Raw genomic sequence first — 23,521 nt, forward strand, 5'->3', positions numbered from 1 at the left:
AGCCTCTTTCTGCTTATCCTGCAGCTTTTTCAGAGAATTGACTGTTGTAAAGATCGGCATAGAACCCATTACCTTCAAGAAGTTCTATATGTGTTCCTTGTTCAATCACTTTGCCTTGGTTCATGACAAGAATTAAATCGGCATCTTTAATTGTTGAAAGACGGTGAGCAATTACAAAGCTGGTACGTCCTTCTAATAACCGATTCATCGCCTGTTGAATAAATACTTCTGTCCTAGTATCTACACTAGAAGTTGCCTCATCCAGTATCATAATTGGCGGATCTGCAAGAATCGCTCGTGCAATCGTCAGAAGCTGCTTTTGACCTTGCGAAATATTAGATGCTTCTTCATTTAATACTGTCTCATATCCATCTGGCAGTGTACGAATGAAGTGATCGGCATGGGCTGCTCGTGCAGCTGCAAAGATCTCCTCATCTGTTGCTCCTTCTTTTCCATAAGCAAGATTGTCTTTAATCGTTCCATTAAAAAGCCATGTATCTTGAAGCACCATTCCAAAGCTTTTTCTAAGATCTCTGCGTGACATATTCCGTGTATCAAGACCATCAATCTTTATCTTTCCGCCATTCAGTTCATAAAATCGCATGAGGAGGTTAATCATCGTCGTTTTTCCAGCACCAGTTGGTCCAACGATGGCTACCGTCTGACCTGGTGAAACATTGATATTCATATCTTTTATTAACAATTCTTTCCCATATCCAAAATCCACATGTTCAAAGGTAACAGCACCCTTTGCACTCATTAACGTTTCTGATGTTACTTCTTTCTTTTCTTCTTCTTCATCAAGAAGTTCAAAAACACGCTCAGCAGCCGCAACAGTTGCTTGAATAATATTTGCAATATTAGCAGTTTGTGTTATCGGCTGTGTAAATTGCTTTGAATAAGTAATAAATGCCTGAATATCCCCAATGGTAATGGCTCTCTGCGTCACTAATATCCCGCCGACAACACTAATGATGACATAGCTTATATTCCCAATAAAAAACATGATTGGCATAATAATCCCCGATATGAATTGAGCTTTCCTTCCTGCATCATACAATTCCTCATTAACAACATCGAATTGCTTTAACGCCTTTTCTTCATGCCCAAATGCTTTTACTACTTGATGACCTGTGTACAGTTCTTCTATATGTCCATTTAATTGACCAAGAGTCCGCTGCTGATCAGCAAAATGTTTTTGTGATCTTTTCAAAATTGGTCCGATAGCAAACATTGACACTGGTAAACTAATAATTGCAATTAACGTCAGGATTGGGCTGATTGAAAGCATCATAATAATAATCCCGATAATCGTAACAATGGAGGTAATGAACTGTGTTAAGCTTTGCTGAAGTGTACTGCCGATTGTATCAATATCATTCGTTACGCGGCTTAGCGTTTCTCCGTTCGAACGGCCATCAAAATATTTAAGAGGCAATCTCCCCAATTTTTCATTTACATCCTCCCTAAGATCATACACCGTTTTTTGAGCAACACTAGACATGATATATTGCTGCAAATAGCTAAACAAACTGCTAAAAACGTATAGTCCGGCTAGTAAAAGTAGGATTTGCCCAATTTTTGTAAAGTCAATCTCCGCTCCAGGAACCCCCTGAAACTTCCCATATGCACCTTCAAATAATTCCGTTATCGCTGTTCCCATAATTTTTGGGCCAACAATCATGAAGATTGTACTCAAGATGGCCGCAACAAAAACAGCAGCCAATTGGTACCTTCGAGGCTTCAAATAGGCCAAAAGACGTCTCAATGTCCCCTTAAAATCTTTTGCTTTTTGCCCCATCATCATCATGCTTCCGCCACCTGGACCTTGCCCCATCTGTTGGCTATCTTGAGGTTTTTTCTTCTTGCTCATGCGATCTCCTCCTCTGAAAGCTGTGAAAGGGCGATTTCTCGGTAGACATCATTCGTCTCAAGCAGCTCCTGATGTGTCCCAATCCCTGCAATTCGTCCATTTTCTAAAACGATGATACGGTCAGCATCAACGACTGTACTGATCCTCTGCGCAACAAGCAGCATAGTTGCATCCTTTGTTTCATCTTTTAGTGCTTGACGAAGCTTTGCATCTGTCTTGAAATCAAGTGCAGAAAAACTATCATCAAATATATAAAGATCTGGTTTTCGAACAAGAGCTCTAGCAATCGACAATCTTTGCTTCTGTCCTCCCGATAGGTTGGATCCGCCTTGTTCAATTTCTGACTCATATCCATCTTTCATTTGCTGTATAAATTCTTCTGCTTGTGCAATTCGAGTGGCTTGTTCAATCTCATCTTGTGAAGCATTTGAATTTCCAAAGCGAATGTTCTCAGCAATTGTGCCAGTAAATAGCATTGCCTTTTGCGGCACAAAGCCAATTTTTGATCGTACCTCGCTTTGTGGGGCTTCTCTAATATCAACCCCATTCACACGAATAGAACCGCTAGTTACTTCATAAAAACGAGGAATCAAATGGACGAGCGTTGATTTTCCTGAGCCTGTCCCCCCAATAATAGCTGTTACTTCACCCCGCTTGGCTGTAAAACTAATATCTGTCAATGCAGGTTCTTCAGCACCAGGATAACTAAAAGTCACATGTTCAAACTCGAGTGTCCCTTGCTCACGATCTGCTTTCAGTTTTCCTTCATCAAGAAATGCCGGTTTCATATCAAGCACTTCATTGATCCTTTTTGCTGATACTGCTGCACGCGGAATCATAACAAACATCATAGAAGCCATAACAAGCGCGAACATAATTTGCATAACATATTGGATAAACGCCATTAAGTCCCCTATTTGCATGGCCCCATTATCAATACGAATTCCACCAAACCAGATAATCGCAACAACAGTCAAGTTCATAACAAGCATCATCACAGGCATCATAAACGCCATTACTTTATTCACTTTAATTGAGACATCTGTCAGTTCTTTATTTGCTTTCTTAAGACGTACTTTCTCCTGTGGTTCACGATTAAACGCCCGTATCACTCGAATCCCTGTTAAATTTTCACGTAAAACAAGATTTAAACGATCCAGTCGTTTTTGAACAGTTTGAAAAAGTGGCATCCCTTTTTTAAAAATAAAAAGAATTGAACCAATCAACACAGGCATTGTGATAACAATGATAATGGATAATTCTGCATCCTTTGAAACAGCCATAATGATTCCCCCGACTAACATAATCGGTGCGCTTACAACCATACGAAGCATCATGATGACTACTTGCTGGATTTGCGTAATATCATTTGTTGTTCGTGTAATGAGTGATGCCGTTCCAACCTCATCAAATTCCTGCAGTGAAAATTTCTCCACATGATTAAAAACCTTTCGCCGAATATCACGACCAAGTCCTATTGCAGCATTAGAAGAATAATAGCTGGCAATAACAGAAGCGATAGCACCTACTGCTGAAACAACAAGCATTAAACCGCCAATCTTCCAAATATAAGGGGTATCCCCTAAAACAACTCCTTTATCCACGATATCTGCCATCAGTGTAGGCAGAAAAAGTTCAGCCATTGATTGTACAAAGACAAGTCCTAAAACTGCTAAAATAATCCACTTATAAACGGATAAATGCTTCAGTAATTTTATCAATTCATTTTCCCTCCTTGATCTGTCACTTGGGATTCTAAATAGGCTGATAGAAGCAAATGTGATTCAAGCAGTTCTTCATACTGTTTGTCTGTTAACTGCTCCATAGCAGATTGAAATAGCTGATGAATTCCTCCATCTTGAAGGTGCATCCTTTTTAAAAATGCCTTCCCTTTGTCCGTAATCTTTAACTCCATCTCACGTCGGTTCCCTTCCACTTGCTGACGGTTTAAAAACCCTTCCTGAGCAAGACCATCCACAGCATGGCTCAGCGTGCTTTTAGGAAGAAAAGTTTGTTCTCCAACTTTTTTTTGTGTCAGTTTCATTTCTTTATGTAGAGTTAGTGTCATCAATATCGTATATTGCGGGACAGATAGCCCATTCTCAACGGCAATTTTTTGAACGAAGCGCACAATATTTTTCTGCACACTCCAAAATGAACGCAATAATTGTGTTGAGCGTACTAACTTTTGATTTTCATGTTCCATTAAACATACCCCTTTCATCACTACTTGATAGTTCAATAATGGACAGTTCAATATAGGAGTATTTAAATTTACACCTTTTTATTTTTGCAGTCAAGCGATAGCAAATTCCAAAGATAAACTTTCGGTGTCCAAAAACATAAAAAGACCAGCTAACTGTTTATTAGCTGGTCTTTTATTAGACTGATTTTTAGAAATCCTTAGATTTAGATTTTGAAGGCAATATATATCCTTCTCCTTTTTCATATAACTTCAATAATTTTTGAATGAAGCTTATCCTAGGGACAACATAGTAAACAACAACTGCTGAAACAATACTTATTAATGCTCCTGCAGCGACATCAGCAGGATAATGCACGCCTACCCACATTCTTGATATTCCTACTAAGATAGCGGCTATCATCCATAAAAAGCCGTACCCTTTTTTAAAAAGCCAAAAGGTCATACAAAATGAAAAGAAAAGTATGGTATGGTCACTTGGAAATGAGTTCCCCACTGTCTTTTCTATTAATTTATTCACATTGGCCAGTTCAGCAAAAGGCTGATAGTTTGAATGGAATGTTCCTGCTAGTTTTCCTATGATTTCAGCGAAAATAAAAGTAATTCCTGCACTTATTACCATCATTCTATTCTTATACTCACGAGTAAACCAATAAACGATCGTTGCCAGTGCTAAAAGATATACTGTATATTCAGCAATGAAAATAAACGGAGGGTTTAAGAATGTGTATTCTTTCCCTAAGTCGTTAATCATTCTAAATATATTAATGTTCGTTTCTGTAAATGACATTAGCTGCTTTCCCCCCTAATTTCTTTCTTATACTACAATTATGTCCCATGCGCTGTAAATGGAAAATTTGTTTACCTTACATTTGCTTACATTTTTGTAAGGTAAGAGTTTAAACCAATAGGTTAATAACTATTGCATAGAATTAACAAAACAATTAAAAAATAGATAACTAACTATATCTCAATGACATGGTTAGTTATCCATTTTTTAAAATCGCCATTTCCTATAAGAATTAGGCTAGCTATCTATTCATAAATGATGGGCCTAAATGGACTCGAACCATCGACCTCACGCTTATCAGGCGTGCGCTCTAACCAGCTGAGCTATAGGCCCGCATTATGGGGCGGCTGATGGGAATCGAACCCACGAATGTCGGAACCACAATCCGATGCGTTAACCACTTCGCCACAACCGCCAAAATAAAATGGCAGGGGTAGTAGGAATCGAACCCACACTGAAGGTTTTGGAGACCTTAGTTCTACCTTTAAACTATACCCCTATAAATGGTGGAGGGGGGCAGATTCGAACTGCCGAACCCGAAGGAGCGGATTTACAGTCCGCCGCGTTTAGCCACTTCGCTACCCCTCCATAAGCTTTAAAACATGCCGGCCAGAGGACTTGAACCCCCAACCTACTGATTACAAGTCAGTTGCTCTACCAATTGAGCTAGGCCGGCATAGTAAATATTAGTATATTATTTAACTCCAATATATTTATAGCGTCGTCCTGATCTCAGAAAGCTTTTACAAGCAGCAGCTCGATCAGTACGCTAAAGTATTTCAAGAAGCATATTCGATCGTGCTCTACCAATTGAGCTAGGCCATCATCATATAAATGGTGGCTCAGGACGGAATCGAACCGCCGACACAAGGATTTTCAGTCCTTTGCTCTACCGACTGAGCTACTAAGCCATATATTGTTTTATTTCCTAAACATTGATTGCATTAAAAACTGTGCGGCAAAGCCCTTTGGTCTTTGTTGCAAATTGAAAGTTTTCTATTCATGGAAGCATTGCTTCGCAGGTAAACTTTCAATTCTCTACCAACTGAGCTACTGAGCCAAATACAAATAAAAAAATAGCGGTCCGGACGGGACTCGAACCCGCGACCTCCTGCGTGACAGGCAGGCATTCTAACCAACTGAACTACCGGACCAAATTATTATACCAAATGAAGTGGAGGAGGAAAGGGGATTCGAACCCCTGCGCGGTTTGACCCGCCTGTCGGTTTTCAAGACCGATCCCTTCAGCCGGACTTGGGTATTCCTCCATATTAAATAAGTAGCGGCAGAGGGGATCGAACCCCCGACCTCACGGGTATGAACCGTACGCTCTAGCCAGCTGAGCTACGCCGCCAAAATATTATTTTAAATCTATGGTGGAGCCTAGCGGGATCGAACCGCTGACCTCCTGCGTGCAAGGCAGGCGCTCTCCCAGCTGAGCTAAGGCCCCATAAATAATAAAAAATCGGGAAGACAGGATTCGAACCTGCGACCCCTTGGTCCCAAACCAAGTGCTCTACCAAGCTGAGCTACTTCCCGTTAAGAATATGGCGCGCCCGAAAAGAGTCGAACCCATAACCTTCTGATCCGTAGTCAGACGCTCTATCCAATTGAGCTACGGGCGCATTTATTCAAATAGTACTGAGAAGTGATCTAAACTCAATGGGAAATTGGAGCGGAAGACGGGATTCGAACCCGCGACCCCCACCTTGGCAAGGTGGTGTTCTACCACTGAACTACTTCCGCACATAAAAGACAAATAATGGTGACCCCTACGGGATTCGAACCCGTGTTACCGCCGTGAAAGGGCGGTGTCTTAACCGCTTGACCAAGGGGCCCATATTAAATTAGACGAAAAAAATAGCCCAACATTAGGGCCTAGCCTGGCGGCGTCCTACTCTCACAAGGGGACAGCCCCTAACTACCATTGGCGCTGAGAAGCTTAACTGCCGTGTTCGGGATGGGAACGGGTGTGACCTTCTCGCTATCGCCACCAGACTATTGTTAGTTAAAGGATTATTCCTTCAAAACTAGATAACAGACAGACATCATGTATTTCATTTTGGTTAAGTCCTCGACCGATTAGTATTTGTCAGCTCCACGTGTCACCACGCTTCCACCTCAAACCTATCAACCTGATCATCTTTCAGGGGTCTTACTAGCTTGACGCTATGGGAAATCTCATCTCGAGGGGGGCTTCATGCTTAGATGCTTTCAGCACTTATCCCTTCCGCACATAGCTACCCAGCGATGCTCTTGGCAGAACAACTGGTACACCAGCGGTGCGTCCATCCCGGTCCTCTCGTACTAAGGACAGCTCCTCTCAAATTTCCTGCGCCCACGACGGATAGGGACCGAACTGTCTCACGACGTTCTGAACCCAGCTCGCGTACCGCTTTAATGGGCGAACAGCCCAACCCTTGGGACCGACTACAGCCCCAGGATGCGATGAGCCGACATCGAGGTGCCAAACCTCCCCGTCGATGTGGACTCTTGGGGGAGATAAGCCTGTTATCCCCGGGGTAGCTTTTATCCGTTGAGCGATGGCCCTTCCATGCGGAACCACCGGATCACTAAGCCCGACTTTCGTCCCTGCTCGACTTGTAGGTCTCGCAGTCAAGCTCCCTTATGCCTTTACACTCTTCGAATGATTTCCAACCATTCTGAGGGAACCTTTGGGCGCCTCCGTTACTTTTTAGGAGGCGACCGCCCCAGTCAAACTGCCCACCTGACACTGTCTCCTGCCCCGATCAGGGGCATGGGTTAGAATTTCAATACAGCCAGGGTAGTATCCCACCGATGCCTCCACCGAAGCTGGCGCTCCGGCTTCCAAGGCTCCTACCTATCCTGTACAAGCTGTACCGAAATTCAATATCAGGCTACAGTAAAGCTCCACGGGGTCTTTCCGTCCTGTCGCGGGTAACCTGCATCTTCACAGGTACTATAATTTCACCGAGTCTCTCGTTGAGACAGTGCCCAGATCGTTACGCCTTTCGTGCGGGTCGGAACTTACCCGACAAGGAATTTCGCTACCTTAGGACCGTTATAGTTACGGCCGCCGTTTACTGGGGCTTCAATTCAGAGCTTCGCGTGAGCTAACCCCTCCTCTTAACCTTCCAGCACCGGGCAGGCGTCAGCCCCTATACTTCGCCTTGCGGCTTCGCAGAGACCTGTGTTTTTGCTAAACAGTCGCCTGGGCCTATTCACTGCGGCTTTTCAGGGCTATTCACCCTAAAAAGCACCCCTTCTCCCGAAGTTACGGGGTCATTTTGCCGAGTTCCTTAACGAGAGTTCTCTCGCTCACCTTAGGATTCTCTCCTCGCCTACCTGTGTCGGTTTGCGGTACGGGCACCTTATCCTCACTAGAGGCTTTTCTTGGCAGTGTGGAATCAGGAACTTCGGTACTATATTTCCCTCGCTGTCACAGCTCAGCCTTCACGCAAACGGGATTTTCCTCGCTTGCAGCCTAACTGCTTAGACGCACATATCCAGCAGTGCGCTTACCCTATCCTCCTGCGTCCCCCCATTGCTCAAACGGAGTTTGGTGGTACAGGAATATCAACCTGTTGTCCATCGCCTACGCTTTTCAGCCTCGGCTTAGGTCCCGACTAACCCTGAGCGGACGAGCCTTCCTCAGGAAACCTTAGGCATTCGGTGGATGGGATTCTCACCCATCTTTCGCTACTCATACCGGCATTCTCACTTCTAAGCGCTCCACCAGTCCTTGCGGTCTAGCTTCAACGCCCTTAGAACGCTCTCCTACCACGGACATCGTAGATGTCCATCCACAGCTTCGGTGATACGTTTAGCCCCGGTACATTTTCGGCGCAGAGTCACTCGACCAGTGAGCTATTACGCACTCTTTAAATGGTGGCTGCTTCTAAGCCAACATCCTGGTTGTCTAAGCAACTCCACATCCTTTTCCACTTAACGTATACTTTGGGACCTTAGCTGGTGGTCTGGGCTGTTTCCCTCTTGACTACGGATCTTATCACTCGCAGTCTGACTCCCATGGATAAGTCTTTGGCATTCGGAGTTTGTCTGAATTCGGTAACCCGATGGGGGCCCCTAGTCCAAACAGTGCTCTACCTCCAAGACTCTTTCTACATGAGGCTAGCCCTAAAGCTATTTCGGAGAGAACCAGCTATCTCCAAGTTCGATTGGAATTTCTCCGCTACCCACACCTCATCCCCGCACTTTTCAACGTGCGTGGGTTCGGTCCTCCATTCAGTGTTACCTGAACTTCAACCTGGACATGGGTAGATCACCTGGTTTCGGGTCTACGACCACATACTCATTCGCCCTATTCAGACTCGCTTTCGCTGCGGCTCCGTCTATTCAACTTAACCTCGCATGTAATCGTAACTCGCCGGTTCATTCTACAAAAGGCACGCCATCACCCATAAACGGGCTCTGACTACTTGTAGGCACACGGTTTCAGGATCTCTTTCACTCCCCTTCCGGGGTGCTTTTCACCTTTCCCTCACGGTACTGGTTCACTATCGGTCACTAGGGAGTATTTAGCCTTGGGAGATGGTCCTCCCTGCTTCCGACGGGATTTCTCGTGTCCCGCCGTACTCAGGATCCACTCTGGAGGGAACGAAGTTTCAACTACAGGGCTTTTACCTTCTCTGGCCGGCCTTTCCAGACCTGTTCATTTACCTCGTTCCTTTGTAACTCCGTGTAGAGTGTCCTACAACCCCAAGAGGCAAGCCTCTTGGTTTGGGCTAATCCCGTTTCGCTCGCCGCTACTCAGGGAATCGCGTTTGCTTTCTCTTCCTCCGGGTACTTAGATGTTTCAGTTCCCCGGGTCTGCCTTCAATACCCTATGTATTCAGGTAAAGATTCTATCCCATTACGGATAGAGGGTTCCCCCATTCGGAAATCTCCGGATCAAAGCTTACTTACAGCTCCCCGAAGCATATCGGTGTTAGTCCCGTCCTTCATCGGCTCCTAGTGCCTAGGCATTCACCGTGCGCCCTTTCTAACTTAACCTAGTTCGGTCAACGATAAGCTTCACATCTCTTCGTCATCTTCGTTCGTCAGCATCCTCACGTACACACTACGTACGTTCCGGTGCTTCCTCGCTCGATTCCTCGACCTGTTCGCTTCTCATTTCCCTCACGGTTCACAATCTTATAAATAAGAAAGAAAACCTAAGTTTGTTTAAAAAAGAACTTACTTTTATGATGTCTTGTCAATTTGTTATCTAGTTTTCAAGGAACAAGTTTTGAGAGTTAGTTCTCTCAAAACTAAACAAAGCAAGAAACGTCTTTTAATGAAGATAGACTTCATTTCATCCTTAGAAAGGAGGTGATCCAGCCGCACCTTCCGATACGGCTACCTTGTTACGACTTCACCCCAATCATCTGTCCCACCTTAGGCGGCTGGCTCCTTGCGGTTACCCCACCGACTTCGGGTGTTACAAACTCTCGTGGTGTGACGGGCGGTGTGTACAAGGCCCGGGAACGTATTCACCGCGGCATGCTGATCCGCGATTACTAGCGATTCCGGCTTCATGCAGGCGAGTTGCAGCCTGCAATCCGAACTGAGAATGGTTTTATGGGATTGGCTAAACCTCGCGGTCTTGCAGCCCTTTGTACCATCCATTGTAGCACGTGTGTAGCCCAGGTCATAAGGGGCATGATGATTTGACGTCATCCCCACCTTCCTCCGGTTTGTCACCGGCAGTCACCTTAGAGTGCCCAACTGAATGCTGGCAACTAAGATCAAGGGTTGCGCTCGTTGCGGGACTTAACCCAACATCTCACGACACGAGCTGACGACAACCATGCACCACCTGTCACTCTGTCCCCCGAAGGGGAACGTCCTATCTCTAGGATTGTCAGAGGATGTCAAGACCTGGTAAGGTTCTTCGCGTTGCTTCGAATTAAACCACATGCTCCACCGCTTGTGCGGGCCCCCGTCAATTCCTTTGAGTTTCAGCCTTGCGGCCGTACTCCCCAGGCGGAGTGCTTAATGCGTTTGCTGCAGCACTAAAGGGCGGAAACCCTCTAACACTTAGCACTCATCGTTTACGGCGTGGACTACCAGGGTATCTAATCCTGTTCGCTCCCCACGCTTTCGCGCCTCAGTGTCAGTTACAGACCAGAAAGTCGCCTTCGCCACTGGTGTTCCTCCAAATCTCTACGCATTTCACCGCTACACTTGGAATTCCACTTTCCTCTTCTGCACTCAAGTCTCCCAGTTTCCAATGACCCTCCCCGGTTGAGCCGGGGGCTTTCACATCAGACTTAAGAAACCACCTGCGCGCGCTTTACGCCCAATAATTCCGGACAACGCTTGCCACCTACGTATTACCGCGGCTGCTGGCACGTAGTTAGCCGTGGCTTTCTGGTTAGGTACCGTCAAGGTACCGCCCTATTCGAACGGTACTTGTTCTTCCCTAACAACAGAGTTTTACGATCCGAAAACCTTCATCACTCACGCGGCGTTGCTCCGTCAGACTTTCGTCCATTGCGGAAGATTCCCTACTGCTGCCTCCCGTAGGAGTCTGGGCCGTGTCTCAGTCCCAGTGTGGCCGATCACCCTCTCAGGTCGGCTACGCATCGTCGCCTTGGTGAGCCGTTACCTCACCAACAAGCTAATGCGCCGCAGGCCCATCTGTAAGTGATAGCCGAAGCCATCTTTCAGCTTTTCTACATGAGTAGAAAAGGATTATCCGGTATTAGCTCCGGTTTCCCGAAGTTATCCCAGTCTTACAGGCAGGTTGCCCACGTGTTACTCACCCGTCCGCCGCTAACCTTTGGGAGCAAGCTCCCTCAGATTCGCTCGACTTGCATGTATTAGGCACGCCGCCAGCGTTCGTCCTGAGCCAGGATCAAACTCTCCAATAAAGAGTAAGATTAGCTCGATGAAAGATAATAAACTTCGCATCTCTTCGTCAACTCCCTCGCTCCGCTCCTCATGTACCCTCGTACAATCCGGCGCTCACTCAGTCGTTTCCTTGACCTGCTCGTTTCTTATCTTTCTTTAAAATAAGAATTAACGTTGACGTTTTTGCTTTGTTTAGTTTTCAAAGAACTATTTTTTAGCAGATTCATAATATAACATTATATAATCTCGCTGTCAAATATTTTTTAAATCATTTATGTCTTAGCGACAAAATATATAATATCAATTCTTCTTTTATTTGTCAATTAGTTTTATATAACTTTTAATAAATAATACATATTACTAATTTGTTATTTTTAAAAACGAACATAAAAGATAGATTTAATGCTATAGATTCAAAAAGGCAGATCAGTAAATACAGATCTGCCAGACAAATTAAATAATTTTCTATTCTAATTTGATTTCATTTTTTCTTCCTTTGTACCATTTATAAAACACGTTAGCCAATTCCTGCGGGACATCCTCTATTCCTGCATGATAGACAGGCTTTGCCCGGTTGATTGTCTTAATCGAAGCAAGGCCTAGAAGCTTTTGAATGATATTCCTTGAAACTCTTACTTCAATGACCTTTTCTCTTTTGGATACAAATAATGTAGTAGTCAGACTCCCTTTTTTGAATTGAACAAAACGATCATTCAGAACATATCGGGTATTATAGAAATCAAGTAATCTTGTTACACCAATGATAACGAACAGACAAGCAGATATTATCCACCATGCCTTCTCCACATTTAGAATAGCAGGTTTGAAATAATATAGGACTGCAGTTGTTATAATCCAAATCCAGCTTGGCCACAGCAAACGTACCCACAAGGATTTTTTCGGAAGTCTATCCATCTTTTCAGTTACCTCATATGTTGGCAATATATCTGAAACGATTTCATATGCACGTCTAATAGGAAGATATGGATAGAGAGAGTTGATCTCATGTTTATCTTCCTCGGAACCAAGCCCACCCGCACTGGTTAATTTTACTTCAGCTAGTCCAAATACTCTTTTTAATGTAGATTGTTTTATTTCTATCGCCTGTACCTTTTCTTTTGAAATAGAAAAGGAAGTTTCATTGATTACTCCTTTCGTTATATAGATTCGATCAAAATCGGAGGAAATTTCATATTTTCCGTATTTCAAATATGTCGAAACAATCCCAAAAGCCGCAGAAGCAATAACTAGGAATATAATGATGCCAAAAACAAGCCACCAGGAGTTCAAAATTTCGGAAATAACCCCTTCTGCCTCTTCTTCCACATGGAAGATATCATTTATTTTGAAATAAAGAGAAGCAATTAAAGGAATAAGGAGGAGAAAGCTAAACGATGTGAAAGAAGCTTTTAACGTATCCTTTTTTGTCGGTTTAAAATGCAAGACTCGAATTGAATTTACCTTTGAGTCATCCTCTTCATGGGGGAATGTTTCCATATTCGCGTCACTTTCCTGAATGGAAGGTAAGTCAACGTGTACAGTGCTAGACAAATGCGCCTCCATCCGATCGGCCTCTATCCTTGAAACGACTTCGAATTTTACCGATGCATTCTCCCCTTTAATACCTGTCTCAAAACTAATAGAAGTCACTCTAAATATCCGATGGAATAAAGCGGTATGCCGATTTATGTTTTGAATCTTTGAAAAAGGAATAGATCGCTCAGATTTACTAAAAATCCCTTTGTAAAGATAAAATGATTTATTATCAAATGCATATTTAGTGGTGAACCACTTGATAATGATCGAAATAAACGTTATTACGAAAGCTAGAATGAAAATAACCTTACCATATTTAATAAAGGCTGAATCTGAACCTGCCTTGATTACAAATAAAAAAACTACAAAGAAAATGGAGTTCTTTATTAAATTAAATAATTGAAAAAGCATAAGTAAAGGGTTATATCTCTTTGCCTGAATCACGATTCCACTTCCTTTACTTTCGCAAATTGAGCAATTTGATTCCTTAACTCAACAGCTGTCTCTTTTGGAAGTGCGGGAATTGTATGTGTAGATGCCATCGTTTCTATGGATACAGTGTAAAGGTCATATCTTCTAAGCAATGGTCCTTGGTTAGTAGCAACCGATTGAATCTTTGTCATTGGGATAAGCTGATGCTTTTCAATTAGTGCACCATATTTCAATTGCAGAAATTCTTCATCTACAGCATAACGCCATGTTTTATAGAGTAAAAATGGTCTAATAAATGACCAGACTGCAAATAGTACAGAGATACTTGCAACCCCAATTAATATCCACCCAATCCACTCTTTCCATGAAAACAAATAATCTAGATAAAATAAAACACCAAGTACGATGAATCCAATTACATTTTCAATTACTTCACTAATTATCCATACTTTAACCGCTTTCTTGGATAATTGATTTTGGGGTGAGAGGATATGAGAATTCATAAGTCCACTCCTTTCTTTCTAATCTAGCTGAAACTCTCTAGTTATATATACGGTTAAAGACGGAAATGGTTCTATTATATTTTTAAATGCATAGGAGAATTATCAAAAGTTTAATGCTGCAAAATAAAGAAGGAAGAAAAAAACGAATGACCAGCAAATCTGAATCTGCTGGTCATTCCTAGCAAGAACAAAATTGTTTTACCCTTGAATATCCCGGTTTTTATACTGTATAAAGCCCACAGCTATTATTACAATAGCAACAATAGTAAGGATGAATAGCTTCATATAATCTATTTCTTCAACAGGCAGCTTCGGTATATGATTATAAGGAGATAGTGTACTCATCCATTCAGGGAGTTGAAGTAACCCTCCTAAATATACGACAAAGAAGGAATAGGTTAAGTAAGCCCATACGATGCCAGACAGTTTTGGAGCAACACCAATCAATAATGCAGCTAATCCAATCATAATCCACATCGCAGGCAGATAGACCATTGCTGCACTATAAAGTCTGCCAAAAGCAATTCCTTCCTCCATTACCGAATTTCCGACTGCCCCTAATCCAATTGCAGCAAGCGATAGCATGGCAAACCCACTAACAATGGATATAACAAAATAACTCCCCATCAAGCGGATCCGAGATACAGCACGACTTAGTAAATGTTCTGTTCGATTCTTACTTTCTTCCCCTTTAAGCTTTAACATCGCCATTAGTGGTGGAATCGTACAAATCATTGAAATAACTGACATTAACATCGTTAGAAATTGCTCCGTTAACGAAAAGCCTTCAACCGGAGGCAATAAATTTTTCATCATATCATTATCTGCGAAAAAAGATTCTAAATCTCCTAAAACGGAACCGTAAGACCCACCCAAAATAAATGTCCCCACAGCCCAGGCAATCAGCCCTGTACGCTGTAGTCTAAGTGCTAACCCAAGCGGACTTAACAAAAAGGGAGACGCCTTTTTCCTGCCAGACTTGGCTCTTACAAACCCAGCCTCTAAATCACGAATTGCATTCAAATAAAGTGAAAGAACAACTAAAATAGATGCCACACCAACCGTTAAAAAAATTGGCCACCAGTAATTATTTACATATACCTCAGAACCTAGAATCCAACCTAATGGAGATAACCAAGATAGTGCCTCATTGCTTACATCACCAACGGCACGAAGCAGATAAGCTATCAGCAAGATTGTAATTGAAAATCCTATCGTCCCTCGAGAACTTTCTGAAAGCTGAGCAAACAATGCCGTTATGGCTGTAAAAACCATTCCTGTTGCCCCTATAGCTGCACCATATAAAAGAGAGCCTTCTAAGTCCATACTTTCAATGCCTAGAGCATTCAATCCAAATCCAACAATTAATGCTAACAGCACATTCACTCCAAATAAGACTAGGATCGTTGAATTTAAATTAGCTAAACGGCCAGCTGGAAGGGCGCGGATGATTTCAATCCGTCCATCTTCTTCATCTGCCCGGGTATGGCGCACAACAAGTAATATACTCATGATCGCCACTGCCATTGCCGTGAAAAGCAACATTTGATGAGCCATCATTGCACCATTTGTATAGTTTTCCAATCCATATCCTTGACCTACCATTGCCGTCATAGCTGGGTTCCTCATGGTTTCAGCTATCGCCTGTCTTTCTCCTTCATTCTTATACAAATCCGTAAATGATGCTGCAACGATAATTGTCAGAGTACTTAACGAAATTAACCACACAGGGATACGAACACGATCTCTCCTTACGATTAACCCTGAAAGAATCCTTGTATTTTTATATAATTGCTTCGACATTACTTAGCACCTCCCACTCCTGCTTTCGGAGTTTTCCCTGCACCTTCATAATGACGCATAAATAAATCTTCTAAAGTTGGCGGTGTACTTACTAAGGATAAAATGCCAAATCGACTTACATACTTGATCACATTATCCAACTCTTCGGCATCTACTTGGAATGAAAGGGCACGATCTTTCTTTTCTACACCATGTACTCCTCTCATTTCATTTAAATTAATAAGAGGTTGTTTTGTTTCTACCGCCAAGCTAGTTCTCGTTAAGTGACGCAACTCATTTAATGTACCTGTTTCAATCATTTTCCCTTGTCGTATAATTCCTACCTTGTCACATAATCTTTCAACCTCAGACAGGATGTGGCTGGATAGGATAACACTCTTCCCTGTACTTTTCGCTTCTAATACACACTCCTGGAATACTCTCTCCATCAATGGATCGAGACCTGATGTTGGCTCATCTAATATATAAAGATCAGCATCTGAAGAAAAAGCAGAAATTAATGCAACCTTTTGCCGGTTCCCTTTTGAATATGTCCGGCATTTTTTCGATGGGTCTAAATCGAATTTTTTTATCAGTTCTTCACGTCTGCTTTTATTGTTTGACCCTCGTAACTTTACAAAAAGATCAATTACTTCCCCTCCTGTTAAATTCGGCCATAAATTTACATCACCAGGAACATAGGCGATCCGTTTATGGATATCGACAGCATCTTCCCACACATCCATGCCAAAGATTCTCGCTTCCCCTTCAGTCGCTTTCAAAATACCAAGGAGTAAGCGTATCGTAGTTGACTTTCCCGCACCATTAGGACCAATAAACCCATAAACCTCACCTTCGTTTACCTCTATATTCACCCCATCTAATGCAGTAAACGCCCCAAACCTTTTAATTAAATTTGTTGTTTTTAATACACTCATTTCCATCCTCCTCAATTGTCTCTATAAAATTATGAAATATTTCAAATTATTTAGTTCATAATATACAAAATAGGAATCCTTGACAATAGTTTATGAACTATTTAATTTGTTTTATTTCATAAATTTCATTAAAATGAACATGAGGTGAAAAAATGGACGGGTTTGAACGACGCAGAGTACAGAAGAAAATGAATATATTAGAAGCTGCTTTAGCTTTATTTATGGAATATGGGGTTCAAAAGATCTCAATTGCTGAAATAGCCAAAGAAGCTAATGTATCCCAAGTAACGATATATAATTATTTTGACAGTAAACATAATTTAGTTCGTGAGGTTTTTCTATATTACGTAGAGAAGGCAATGGATGAATTTGATCAAATACTTAATGGGGATATTGCTTTTCCTGAAAAGATTAAGCAGATTATTTTCACTAAAAAAGAAACAGCCAATCAGATTCATGAAGATTTCTATCAATATCTAATGAAGGAATATACAACAGGGGTCAATTATATTGAGAAAATGTATGTAGAACAAATCATCCCTCGCTTAATTGATCTTTTTAATGAAGGGAAGAAGCAGGGACATGTGGATCCGAATGTATCTAATGAAGCCATTTTATTTTTTATCCAAGCGGTCCATGAATATATACAACGAGAAGATGTGTATCAAAAAATCCTCCCGCTGACTGAGGATATTATGAGGCTTATGTTTTATGGAATCGTGGGAAAAAAAGAAGATTAGCACGCAGGATAAAGCAGCATTAAAAGGAGTATGAAGGAAAGACTTCATACTCCTTTTTGATCCCTCGTTTATACTTGTGTTAATCTAATATATTGCTTATATTTTTCCGCATCAGACCTTTTGCATTCCACAATTATTTTTGTTCCATTGTCCTCATACTCACTTAACAGAATATGACTATTCTCATTAAAATAAGAAACGATCTCACCTTGCGCATAAGGAATGAGCAGCTCACATTGAATAGAATCACTAAATATCTCTTGACTGATTAATTGAGTTAATTCATTGAGGCCTAATCTATTCTTTGCTGATAAATACACACAATTTTGTTGACTGAACGGATATTCCGCTTCTGTTAAGTCTGCTTTATTATTTGCGTAAATGACAGGAATTCCTTCGATCCCAATTTCACTTAAAATTTCATTCGTCAGCCTTTTTTGCTCCTCATGATGCGGACTGGAATAATCCAAGACATGAATGAGTAAATCAGCTTCACCAACCTCTTCAAGGGTCGAGCGAAACGCCTTTATTAAGTGATGTGGAAGCTTATTAATGAACCCCACTGTGTCAGTTAATAAAAAGGTTTTGTTTTTTGTTAGCTTAATCTTTCGTACAGATGTTTCCAGCGTAGCAAATAACATATCTTTTTCAAAAACTTGCTTATCCATTGCCTCATTATATTTTTCCAGCATGGCATTCATTATTGTAGACTTACCGGCATTGGTGTATCCCACTAATGAAACAACAGGAATATTATTCTTTTTACGCAGCTTTCTTTGAGTCTTTCGCTGGTTTATTAATTTTTCAAGTTCTTTATTGAGCGCCGTTATTTTTATCTCAATTTTCCGGCGATCCAGTTCTAGCTTCGTTTCACCTGCTCCTCTATTCTTCAACCCTGCACCACCACCTTGGCGTCCGAGTGATTCTCGCATGCCGACCAGTCGAGGCAGCATATATTTCAACCTAGCCACCTCAACTTGCAGCTGAGATTCTCTCGTTTTTGCCCTGTTGGAGAAAATTTCCAAAATAAGCATCGTGCGGTCGATTACCTCACAGTCAAGCTCTGACTCTAAATTACGGATTTGCGAAGGAGACAGTTCATCATCGAAAATGACAACATTTGCATCCTTTTCTTTTAAAAGCGATAGTAGCTCTTCAACCTTTCCTGCCCCTATATAATGTGACTTATTTAATTGGTGTAAATTTTGAGTTATCTCACCAACAACTTCCACATCGCATGCCCCAGCTAAATTTGCTAACTCTCCCATCATATATTCAAAATCTGACTGAGTGCTATTTAGATTCACACCGACTAAAATGGCCTTTCTTTTCATAAATGATTTCCTCCATTTCATATAAAGTGAAACTCAATCAGTGGGGGTTTTCCTTTATCCTATCCCCCACTGATTCTTAGTTGAACCAATCGGGCATTTACGGGCTGTTAGATCTCCCACTTAGAATTTTTTGTTTCCTCAACTTCTTGAAGTGGGGGTCTTACAGCTCCGTTAATCTGCGATAAAATAAAAAGCACAGGCATCTGCCTGTGCTTAATTAATAAACGGAAATGGATATGTCTAAAAAAACCACAAAGATAGCTGTTGACAAAAAACTACAACTGTCAGAACGGTAAAGTGAAAGATCCTTCACAATAAGAATGGTCCATGAATCTATCCTTAATATTCAGCAAAATCCAGGCTAAATCTTCTAGCTTAAGATCCTGCTATCATTAAAGATAAATATCATGATATTAGATGAACTATTTTATTTTAAAGACAACAAAAAGAGAGTGAGTTCGTCCTCACCCTCTTTTTACATATGCCGTAAAATAAGGTTTCCTTAAAAAAGGCAGACCAATCCCGTTTACTCTGCGCACAAGCAGAGCCTTGAACGTATTCAATTACTGGTTCAAAGTTTGGAATCGAAGTCTGTTATCTAACACTAAGGAAAACCTCCATTCATTATAATTAACATTATCATAACATACCAAAGCAGCTATAACAACGCAAAAATTCAAAAATATTCCAGAATTATAATAATCAAAAGCAATTTAAAACTAATCAAACGTTTGATTAAGATATTAGCACTGATTTATGCTTTCTCCATCTTCACCTTAAACTTGTTATTTAATGCACGTTTTTGCCATACAATCGTCGTCGCTAACGTGATCACTAGGAGTATTAATCCTAAAACAAACGGATAAACTATTTTAACATCGTACAGTAGACCAGCAAGCGTTGGTCCTAAAACATTCCCTATACTCATATAAGCGTTATTCATTCCCATAGCAAATCCTTGCTCGTTGCCTGCCAGCTTGGAGATAAGTGTATTCAAAACAGGACGAAGGATAGAAGTTGCAAGGAAAATTAATAGTGTAATACCGAAGAAAAGCACATAGCTGGATGCGAATAACGACAGTAGAAAACCGAATGTTGCTACACCAATAAACATCGTCAATACGGTTCCTTCACCAAAACGGCTTACAATGCGATCGACGATAAATAGCTGAACGATGACACTAATAATCCCAGTAGAAGTAACCATAATGGCAATATCCTGCGGAGATGCACCAAACTGATTATCAACAAATAAACCAAGAACCGATTCATAAGCCATTAAACCAAAGCTCATGACAAGTGTAATGATGAGTGGAATGAAATAAGGCATCTTTACAGAACGTACCATTTTTCTTGCCATTGATTCATCCTCAGGGATATCACCCATAGCTCCTGACGGCAGATCATGCTGGCTTTCTTTAAGAACAATGATTGAGAAAACGACCGCTACAAGTGATACGACTGCCGAGATCAAGAAGGGCATCTTAAGGCCGAAATCAGCTAAAAAGCCACCGACTCCTGGACCTATAACAATCCCAAGTGACATAGCCGCTGAAACTAAGCTATTTCCCTTAGCTCGTTGATCCATGGTCGTAATATCTGCTACATAAGCGAAAATGGCAGGTACTAGCAGTGCAGCTCCTACCCCGCCAATAAACCGAGAAATATATAGCCACCAAATAGAATTAGTCCCATAAAACACAAACATAGAAGCCGTTAAGCCTATTAGCCCGTAAATAATCATTTTTCTTCGCCCATATTGATCCGTCCATTTTCCCGCAATTGGTGAAAAGATCAACTGTGCACCCGCAAAAATAGCAATCATTAAACCTGCAGCTGTTCCGCCTTGATTAATTGACTCCAAATAGGCTGGGAGGATTGGGATGATGATCCCAAAGCTGCCGATGGCAATAAACATATTAATCATCAAAATGGTCAATTTTTTCCTTTGATCCTTTGTCATATAATAAACACCTCTTTCCCTTAAATTCATTCGAATGAGAAGGTTCCTATCTAATGTTATAATCCCTTTACTACTTTAGGAGATTGATAACATAATTTTACAGCCGCTAAAAAGAAAATATCATATCACGATATACAAATGATGTCAATACATTCAAATAAAATTGGATGAAAATATTATTCTAAATCCTTTATTATAATCAGCACTCTATTAATCAAACGTTTGATTAATAGTTATTTCCTTTAATATTCCGAAAAAAAAAGGGATTAGACCAGCCTAACCCCTCCTCTTGTTGAAACTTTTTAAGAATAATCTTCAATTATTCAGACTTTTGAACATTTAATGCACTTTGAACCTGGCTTACAGCCGTTTGTGCTTGTGCAATTTCTTCCGCCGCCTGTTTAAGCGCCTGTTCAGCTAAAGCTGGGTCTGAAGAAGATTTTTCAATTGCTTGGTTTAATAATGTTTGTGTTAATGTTACATTGGCTTTTGCTTGATTTAATTGATTGACATCCATTTGTTGAGGCACTCAAATCTCTCCTTATCAATTTGAAATTACCTCTATATCTTAACCACACATGAAATTTTTATTATTAGAAAAAAACACCATGAATTAGTCTATTTACACTTTCCTAAAATCGAGAATTATTTTTCAAAAAAAGTCACAGGAAAATGTTCCTGCGACTCTTTCCTATATATACTATTTTTTTGTTACTCTTTTCTTAATGAATAAAACAACGAATACAATAACTGCCAGCGCTAAGAACGCATAAACAAAGTTTGAATAGATATCCATGTACTCCACAATCGTTTCCCATGAATCCCCCACTGCTGCACCGACATTCACAAGAATCACATTCCAAATTAACGTTCCTAGTGTTGTAAATAAAAGGAATACACCAAAGTTCATATGTGACATTCCTGCAGGTATAGATATCAAACTTCTAATTAATGGGATTAAACGGCAGAAGAAAACGGTCCATACTCCATATTTGTCAAACCATTGATCAGCCTTTTGAATATCCTTTTTCGTCAGGCGAAGAATATGTCCCCATTTTTCTATGATTTTTTCCATTCTGTCTACGTCGATCAGCCGGCCGATCCCGTAAAGGATAACCGCTCCAGCTACTGAACCAATAGTGGAAAAAGCAACTACTCCCAATACGGTTAATTCTGAAGTAGTTGTCATAAACCCGCCTAATGTTAGAATAACCTCAGATGGAATTGGCGGGAAAACATTTTCTAATGCAATCAGCAGTAATATCCCCATATATCCGAATTCATTCATAATCTCAGTAATCCAGTTTTCCATTTATGACACTCCCCATAAAATTTCATCCTCAACTAATTTATCATGATACATTCTCTTTTAACTTTCGATAAATCATTGCATCAAATAACTTATACACAAAAAACAATCCCACAAATCCTAAACTATAAGCAAACAGCATAGATTCAACAATAAGCAATAAGGTGGATGAAGCAAATAAAACAATCCAAAATACCCCTATAAATGTAAAGAAAATACAAGCTAGAATTACCCAGCCTAATAAATAGTAGTGTGCATGTAAATTAAATAGTAACGTATTTTTCGATAATGATAAAATCTCTTGGACCTTAAAATGGTTAATTGCCTCTATTGAAGCATCTTCCTTTGTCTTTCCTTGCTGAATTAAATCTTCCGCAAAGTCCTCTAAATAAGCTTGAAGCTCCCATTTATCCTCTTGGCTTAACGCAAGCTGAGCAACATAAGCATGGATATTGTTTTGTTTTTGGTACATCACATTCATTCGAATATGCCCAATATAATTGATGGCTCCCCATAAAACCGCAATGGAAAAGGAAAGAAGATAGCCAGTGGTTACTATAGCCGAATCAATCAAAAGATCAGCACGATCAATATAAAATATCAGAAAGCATAGAATTATTGATAGCAACAGAATCCAACTATAGTTTATATCATTTAAACTAAACATTTTCCGCATAAACTGACTCATTTTTTATCCCTCCCTCTATATAAACCGATCAACCATCTCAACAGTTTGCTTCCATTCATATATAGACTTTTGCAATAGATTCAATCCCTCCACGGTTACAGCATAGTATTTGCGCCTGCCGCCATGGCTTTCATTGCCCCAATAAGAAGTGATTGCTTGCTGTTTTTCTAATCGTTTTAATGATAAATACAGAGTAGCTTCCTGTATTTCAAAGGTTCCTTCTGTTCTTTCCTTTATCGCCTTTGAAATCTCATAGCCATAATTCTCCTTTTCTTTAAGAATAGAAAGAATAAGAAGATCAATCGTTCCTTTCAACATCTCTTTATTCAAAATCATAACCCCCAAAATTACTTAATAAAATTAAGTACTTAACAATCATAAGTTATATTACTTAAAATGGCAAGGTAAAAGAAAAGTGAAAGCGCTATGCTTAGTGACGTATGGACTGGACGTCTCCTGACTGAGATAAAGGAAACAACACGAAGAACGAGAGTGATTCGATGTTGACTTATCGTAGGGAAGGAACGGAAGTACATTAGTCGCTGGGCGCTGGAACTAGACAATTCTCAGACCCAAAAGATACACTTTTTTAT

At 40.8% G+C, this 23,521-nt stretch carries 15 protein-coding genes, 14 tRNA genes and 3 rRNA genes; 1 reads left to right on the forward strand and 31 read right to left on the reverse strand.

Annotated elements, in window-relative coordinates; all coding sequences use genetic code 11:
• Positions 1–13: 13 nt before the first annotated feature.
• The 25 genes from FI644_RS07460 to FI644_RS07580 all read right to left on the reverse strand — a co-directional run bounded on the left by FI644_RS07460 (position 14) and on the right by FI644_RS07580 (position 16,894).
• Positions 14–1,873: an ABC transporter ATP-binding protein gene (locus FI644_RS07460; protein WP_053477944.1), complete on the reverse strand. Its 1,860-nt coding sequence runs from the start codon at positions 1,871–1,873 to the stop codon at positions 14–16.
• Positions 1,870–3,594, reverse strand: a complete 1,725-nt coding sequence (locus FI644_RS07465) for an ABC transporter ATP-binding protein (RefSeq protein ID WP_053477945.1) — start codon at positions 3,592–3,594, stop codon at positions 1,870–1,872. The genes FI644_RS07460 and FI644_RS07465 overlap by 4 nt, the downstream gene beginning before the upstream one ends.
• A complete protein-coding gene (locus tag FI644_RS07470; protein WP_053477946.1) occupies positions 3,591–4,079 on the reverse strand; it encodes a MarR family winged helix-turn-helix transcriptional regulator in 489 nt (162 codons plus the stop codon). Before FI644_RS07470 ends, FI644_RS07465 begins: the two co-directional genes overlap by 4 nt.
• A 187-nt stretch (positions 4,080–4,266) precedes the next feature.
• Positions 4,267–4,866, reverse strand: a complete 600-nt coding sequence (locus tag FI644_RS07475) for an undecaprenyl-diphosphatase (RefSeq protein ID WP_053477947.1) — start codon at positions 4,864–4,866, stop codon at positions 4,267–4,269.
• 259 nt (positions 4,867–5,125) lie between these two features.
• Positions 5,126–5,199: transfer RNA gene (locus FI644_RS07480), tRNA-Ile, on the reverse strand.
• Positions 5,200–5,205: 6 nt separating this feature from the next.
• Positions 5,206–5,281 (reverse strand) — tRNA-His (locus FI644_RS07485).
• Between the two features lie 10 nt (positions 5,282–5,291).
• Positions 5,292–5,365: transfer RNA gene (locus tag FI644_RS07490), tRNA-Trp, on the reverse strand.
• A 5-nt stretch (positions 5,366–5,370) separates the two neighbouring features.
• Positions 5,371–5,454 (reverse strand) — tRNA-Tyr (locus FI644_RS07495).
• Between the two features lie 15 nt (positions 5,455–5,469).
• Positions 5,470–5,542, reverse strand: a tRNA-Thr gene (locus FI644_RS07500).
• A 159-nt stretch (positions 5,543–5,701) separates the two neighbouring features.
• A tRNA-Phe gene (locus FI644_RS07505) sits at positions 5,702–5,777 on the reverse strand.
• Between the two features lie 169 nt (positions 5,778–5,946).
• A tRNA-Asp gene (locus FI644_RS07510) sits at positions 5,947–6,020 on the reverse strand.
• 21 nt (positions 6,021–6,041) lie between these two features.
• Positions 6,042–6,134, reverse strand: a tRNA-Ser gene (locus FI644_RS07515).
• Positions 6,135–6,146: 12 nt separating this feature from the next.
• Positions 6,147–6,220: transfer RNA gene (locus FI644_RS07520), tRNA-Met, on the reverse strand.
• A 20-nt stretch (positions 6,221–6,240) separates the two neighbouring features.
• A tRNA-Ala gene (locus FI644_RS07525) sits at positions 6,241–6,316 on the reverse strand.
• 15 nt (positions 6,317–6,331) lie between these two features.
• Positions 6,332–6,405: transfer RNA gene (locus FI644_RS07530), tRNA-Pro, on the reverse strand.
• A 9-nt stretch (positions 6,406–6,414) separates the two neighbouring features.
• Positions 6,415–6,491 (reverse strand) — tRNA-Arg (locus tag FI644_RS07535).
• Positions 6,492–6,537: 46 nt separating this feature from the next.
• A tRNA-Gly gene (locus tag FI644_RS07540) sits at positions 6,538–6,612 on the reverse strand.
• Positions 6,613–6,629: 17 nt separating this feature from the next.
• Positions 6,630–6,704 (reverse strand) — tRNA-Glu (locus FI644_RS07545).
• Positions 6,705–6,747: 43 nt separating this feature from the next.
• Positions 6,748–6,864, reverse strand: a 5S ribosomal RNA gene (gene rrf / locus FI644_RS07550).
• A 64-nt stretch (positions 6,865–6,928) separates the two neighbouring features.
• A 23S ribosomal RNA gene (locus FI644_RS07555) occupies positions 6,929–9,861 on the reverse strand.
• 311 nt (positions 9,862–10,172) lie between these two features.
• Positions 10,173–11,723 (reverse strand): 16S ribosomal RNA (locus FI644_RS07560).
• The 16S, 23S and 5S rRNA genes sit together here with 14 tRNA genes alongside, the layout of an rRNA operon.
• A gap of 445 nt (positions 11,724–12,168) precedes the next feature.
• Entirely contained in the window at positions 12,169–13,683 is a 1,515-nt protein-coding gene (locus FI644_RS07565; RefSeq protein WP_053478162.1) for a PH domain-containing protein, read from the reverse strand.
• Positions 13,680–14,174, reverse strand: a complete 495-nt coding sequence (locus tag FI644_RS07570; protein WP_053478163.1) for a PH domain-containing protein — start codon at positions 14,172–14,174, stop codon at positions 13,680–13,682. The genes FI644_RS07565 and FI644_RS07570 overlap by 4 nt, the downstream gene beginning before the upstream one ends.
• A gap of 198 nt (positions 14,175–14,372) precedes the next feature.
• On the reverse strand, positions 14,373–15,977 hold the full coding sequence (locus FI644_RS07575; RefSeq protein ID WP_142108204.1) for an ABC transporter permease: 1,605 nt from the start codon (positions 15,975–15,977) through the stop codon (positions 14,373–14,375).
• Positions 15,977–16,894, reverse strand: coding sequence for an ABC transporter ATP-binding protein (locus tag FI644_RS07580; protein ID WP_053478165.1), 918 nt, complete (start codon positions 16,892–16,894; stop codon positions 15,977–15,979). The genes FI644_RS07575 and FI644_RS07580 overlap by 1 nt, the downstream gene beginning before the upstream one ends.
• A 152-nt stretch (positions 16,895–17,046) precedes the next feature.
• On the opposite strand from FI644_RS07580, the gene FI644_RS07585 reads away from it, so the two are divergent.
• A complete protein-coding gene (locus FI644_RS07585) occupies positions 17,047–17,634 on the forward strand; it encodes a TetR/AcrR family transcriptional regulator (protein ID WP_053478166.1) in 588 nt (195 codons plus the stop codon).
• Between the two features lie 68 nt (positions 17,635–17,702).
• Here FI644_RS07585 and hflX read toward each other — a convergent pair whose 3' ends face one another.
• From hflX to FI644_RS07620, 6 genes are all read right to left on the reverse strand, one after another.
• Complete coding sequence (gene hflX / locus FI644_RS07590; protein WP_082446472.1) at positions 17,703–18,968, reverse strand: GTPase HflX; 1,266 nt, start codon at positions 18,966–18,968, stop codon at positions 17,703–17,705.
• 754 nt (positions 18,969–19,722) lie between these two features.
• Positions 19,723–20,931 carry an MFS transporter gene (locus FI644_RS07600; protein ID WP_053478168.1) on the reverse strand — a complete coding sequence of 403 codons (1,209 nt, stop codon included), beginning with the start codon at positions 20,929–20,931 and terminating at the stop codon, positions 19,723–19,725.
• Between the two features lie 319 nt (positions 20,932–21,250).
• Positions 21,251–21,448 (reverse strand): hypothetical protein, encoded by a 198-nt coding sequence (locus FI644_RS07605; RefSeq protein WP_380000889.1) that lies wholly within the window; start codon positions 21,446–21,448, stop codon positions 21,251–21,253.
• A 183-nt stretch (positions 21,449–21,631) separates the two neighbouring features.
• Positions 21,632–22,243, reverse strand: coding sequence for a DedA family protein (locus FI644_RS07610; protein ID WP_053478170.1), 612 nt, complete (start codon positions 22,241–22,243; stop codon positions 21,632–21,634).
• Positions 22,244–22,283: 40 nt separating this feature from the next.
• Positions 22,284–22,928, reverse strand: a complete 645-nt coding sequence (locus FI644_RS07615) for a hypothetical protein (protein WP_142108205.1) — start codon at positions 22,926–22,928, stop codon at positions 22,284–22,286.
• Between the two features lie 15 nt (positions 22,929–22,943).
• Positions 22,944–23,264, reverse strand: a complete 321-nt coding sequence (locus tag FI644_RS07620) for a PadR family transcriptional regulator (RefSeq protein ID WP_231690167.1) — start codon at positions 23,262–23,264, stop codon at positions 22,944–22,946.
• Positions 23,265–23,521 lie beyond the last annotated feature (257 nt).

Source organism: Cytobacillus solani (assembly GCF_006704205.1).
Lineage (GTDB): Bacteria > Bacillota > Bacilli > Bacillales > Cytobacillaceae > Cytobacillus > Cytobacillus solani.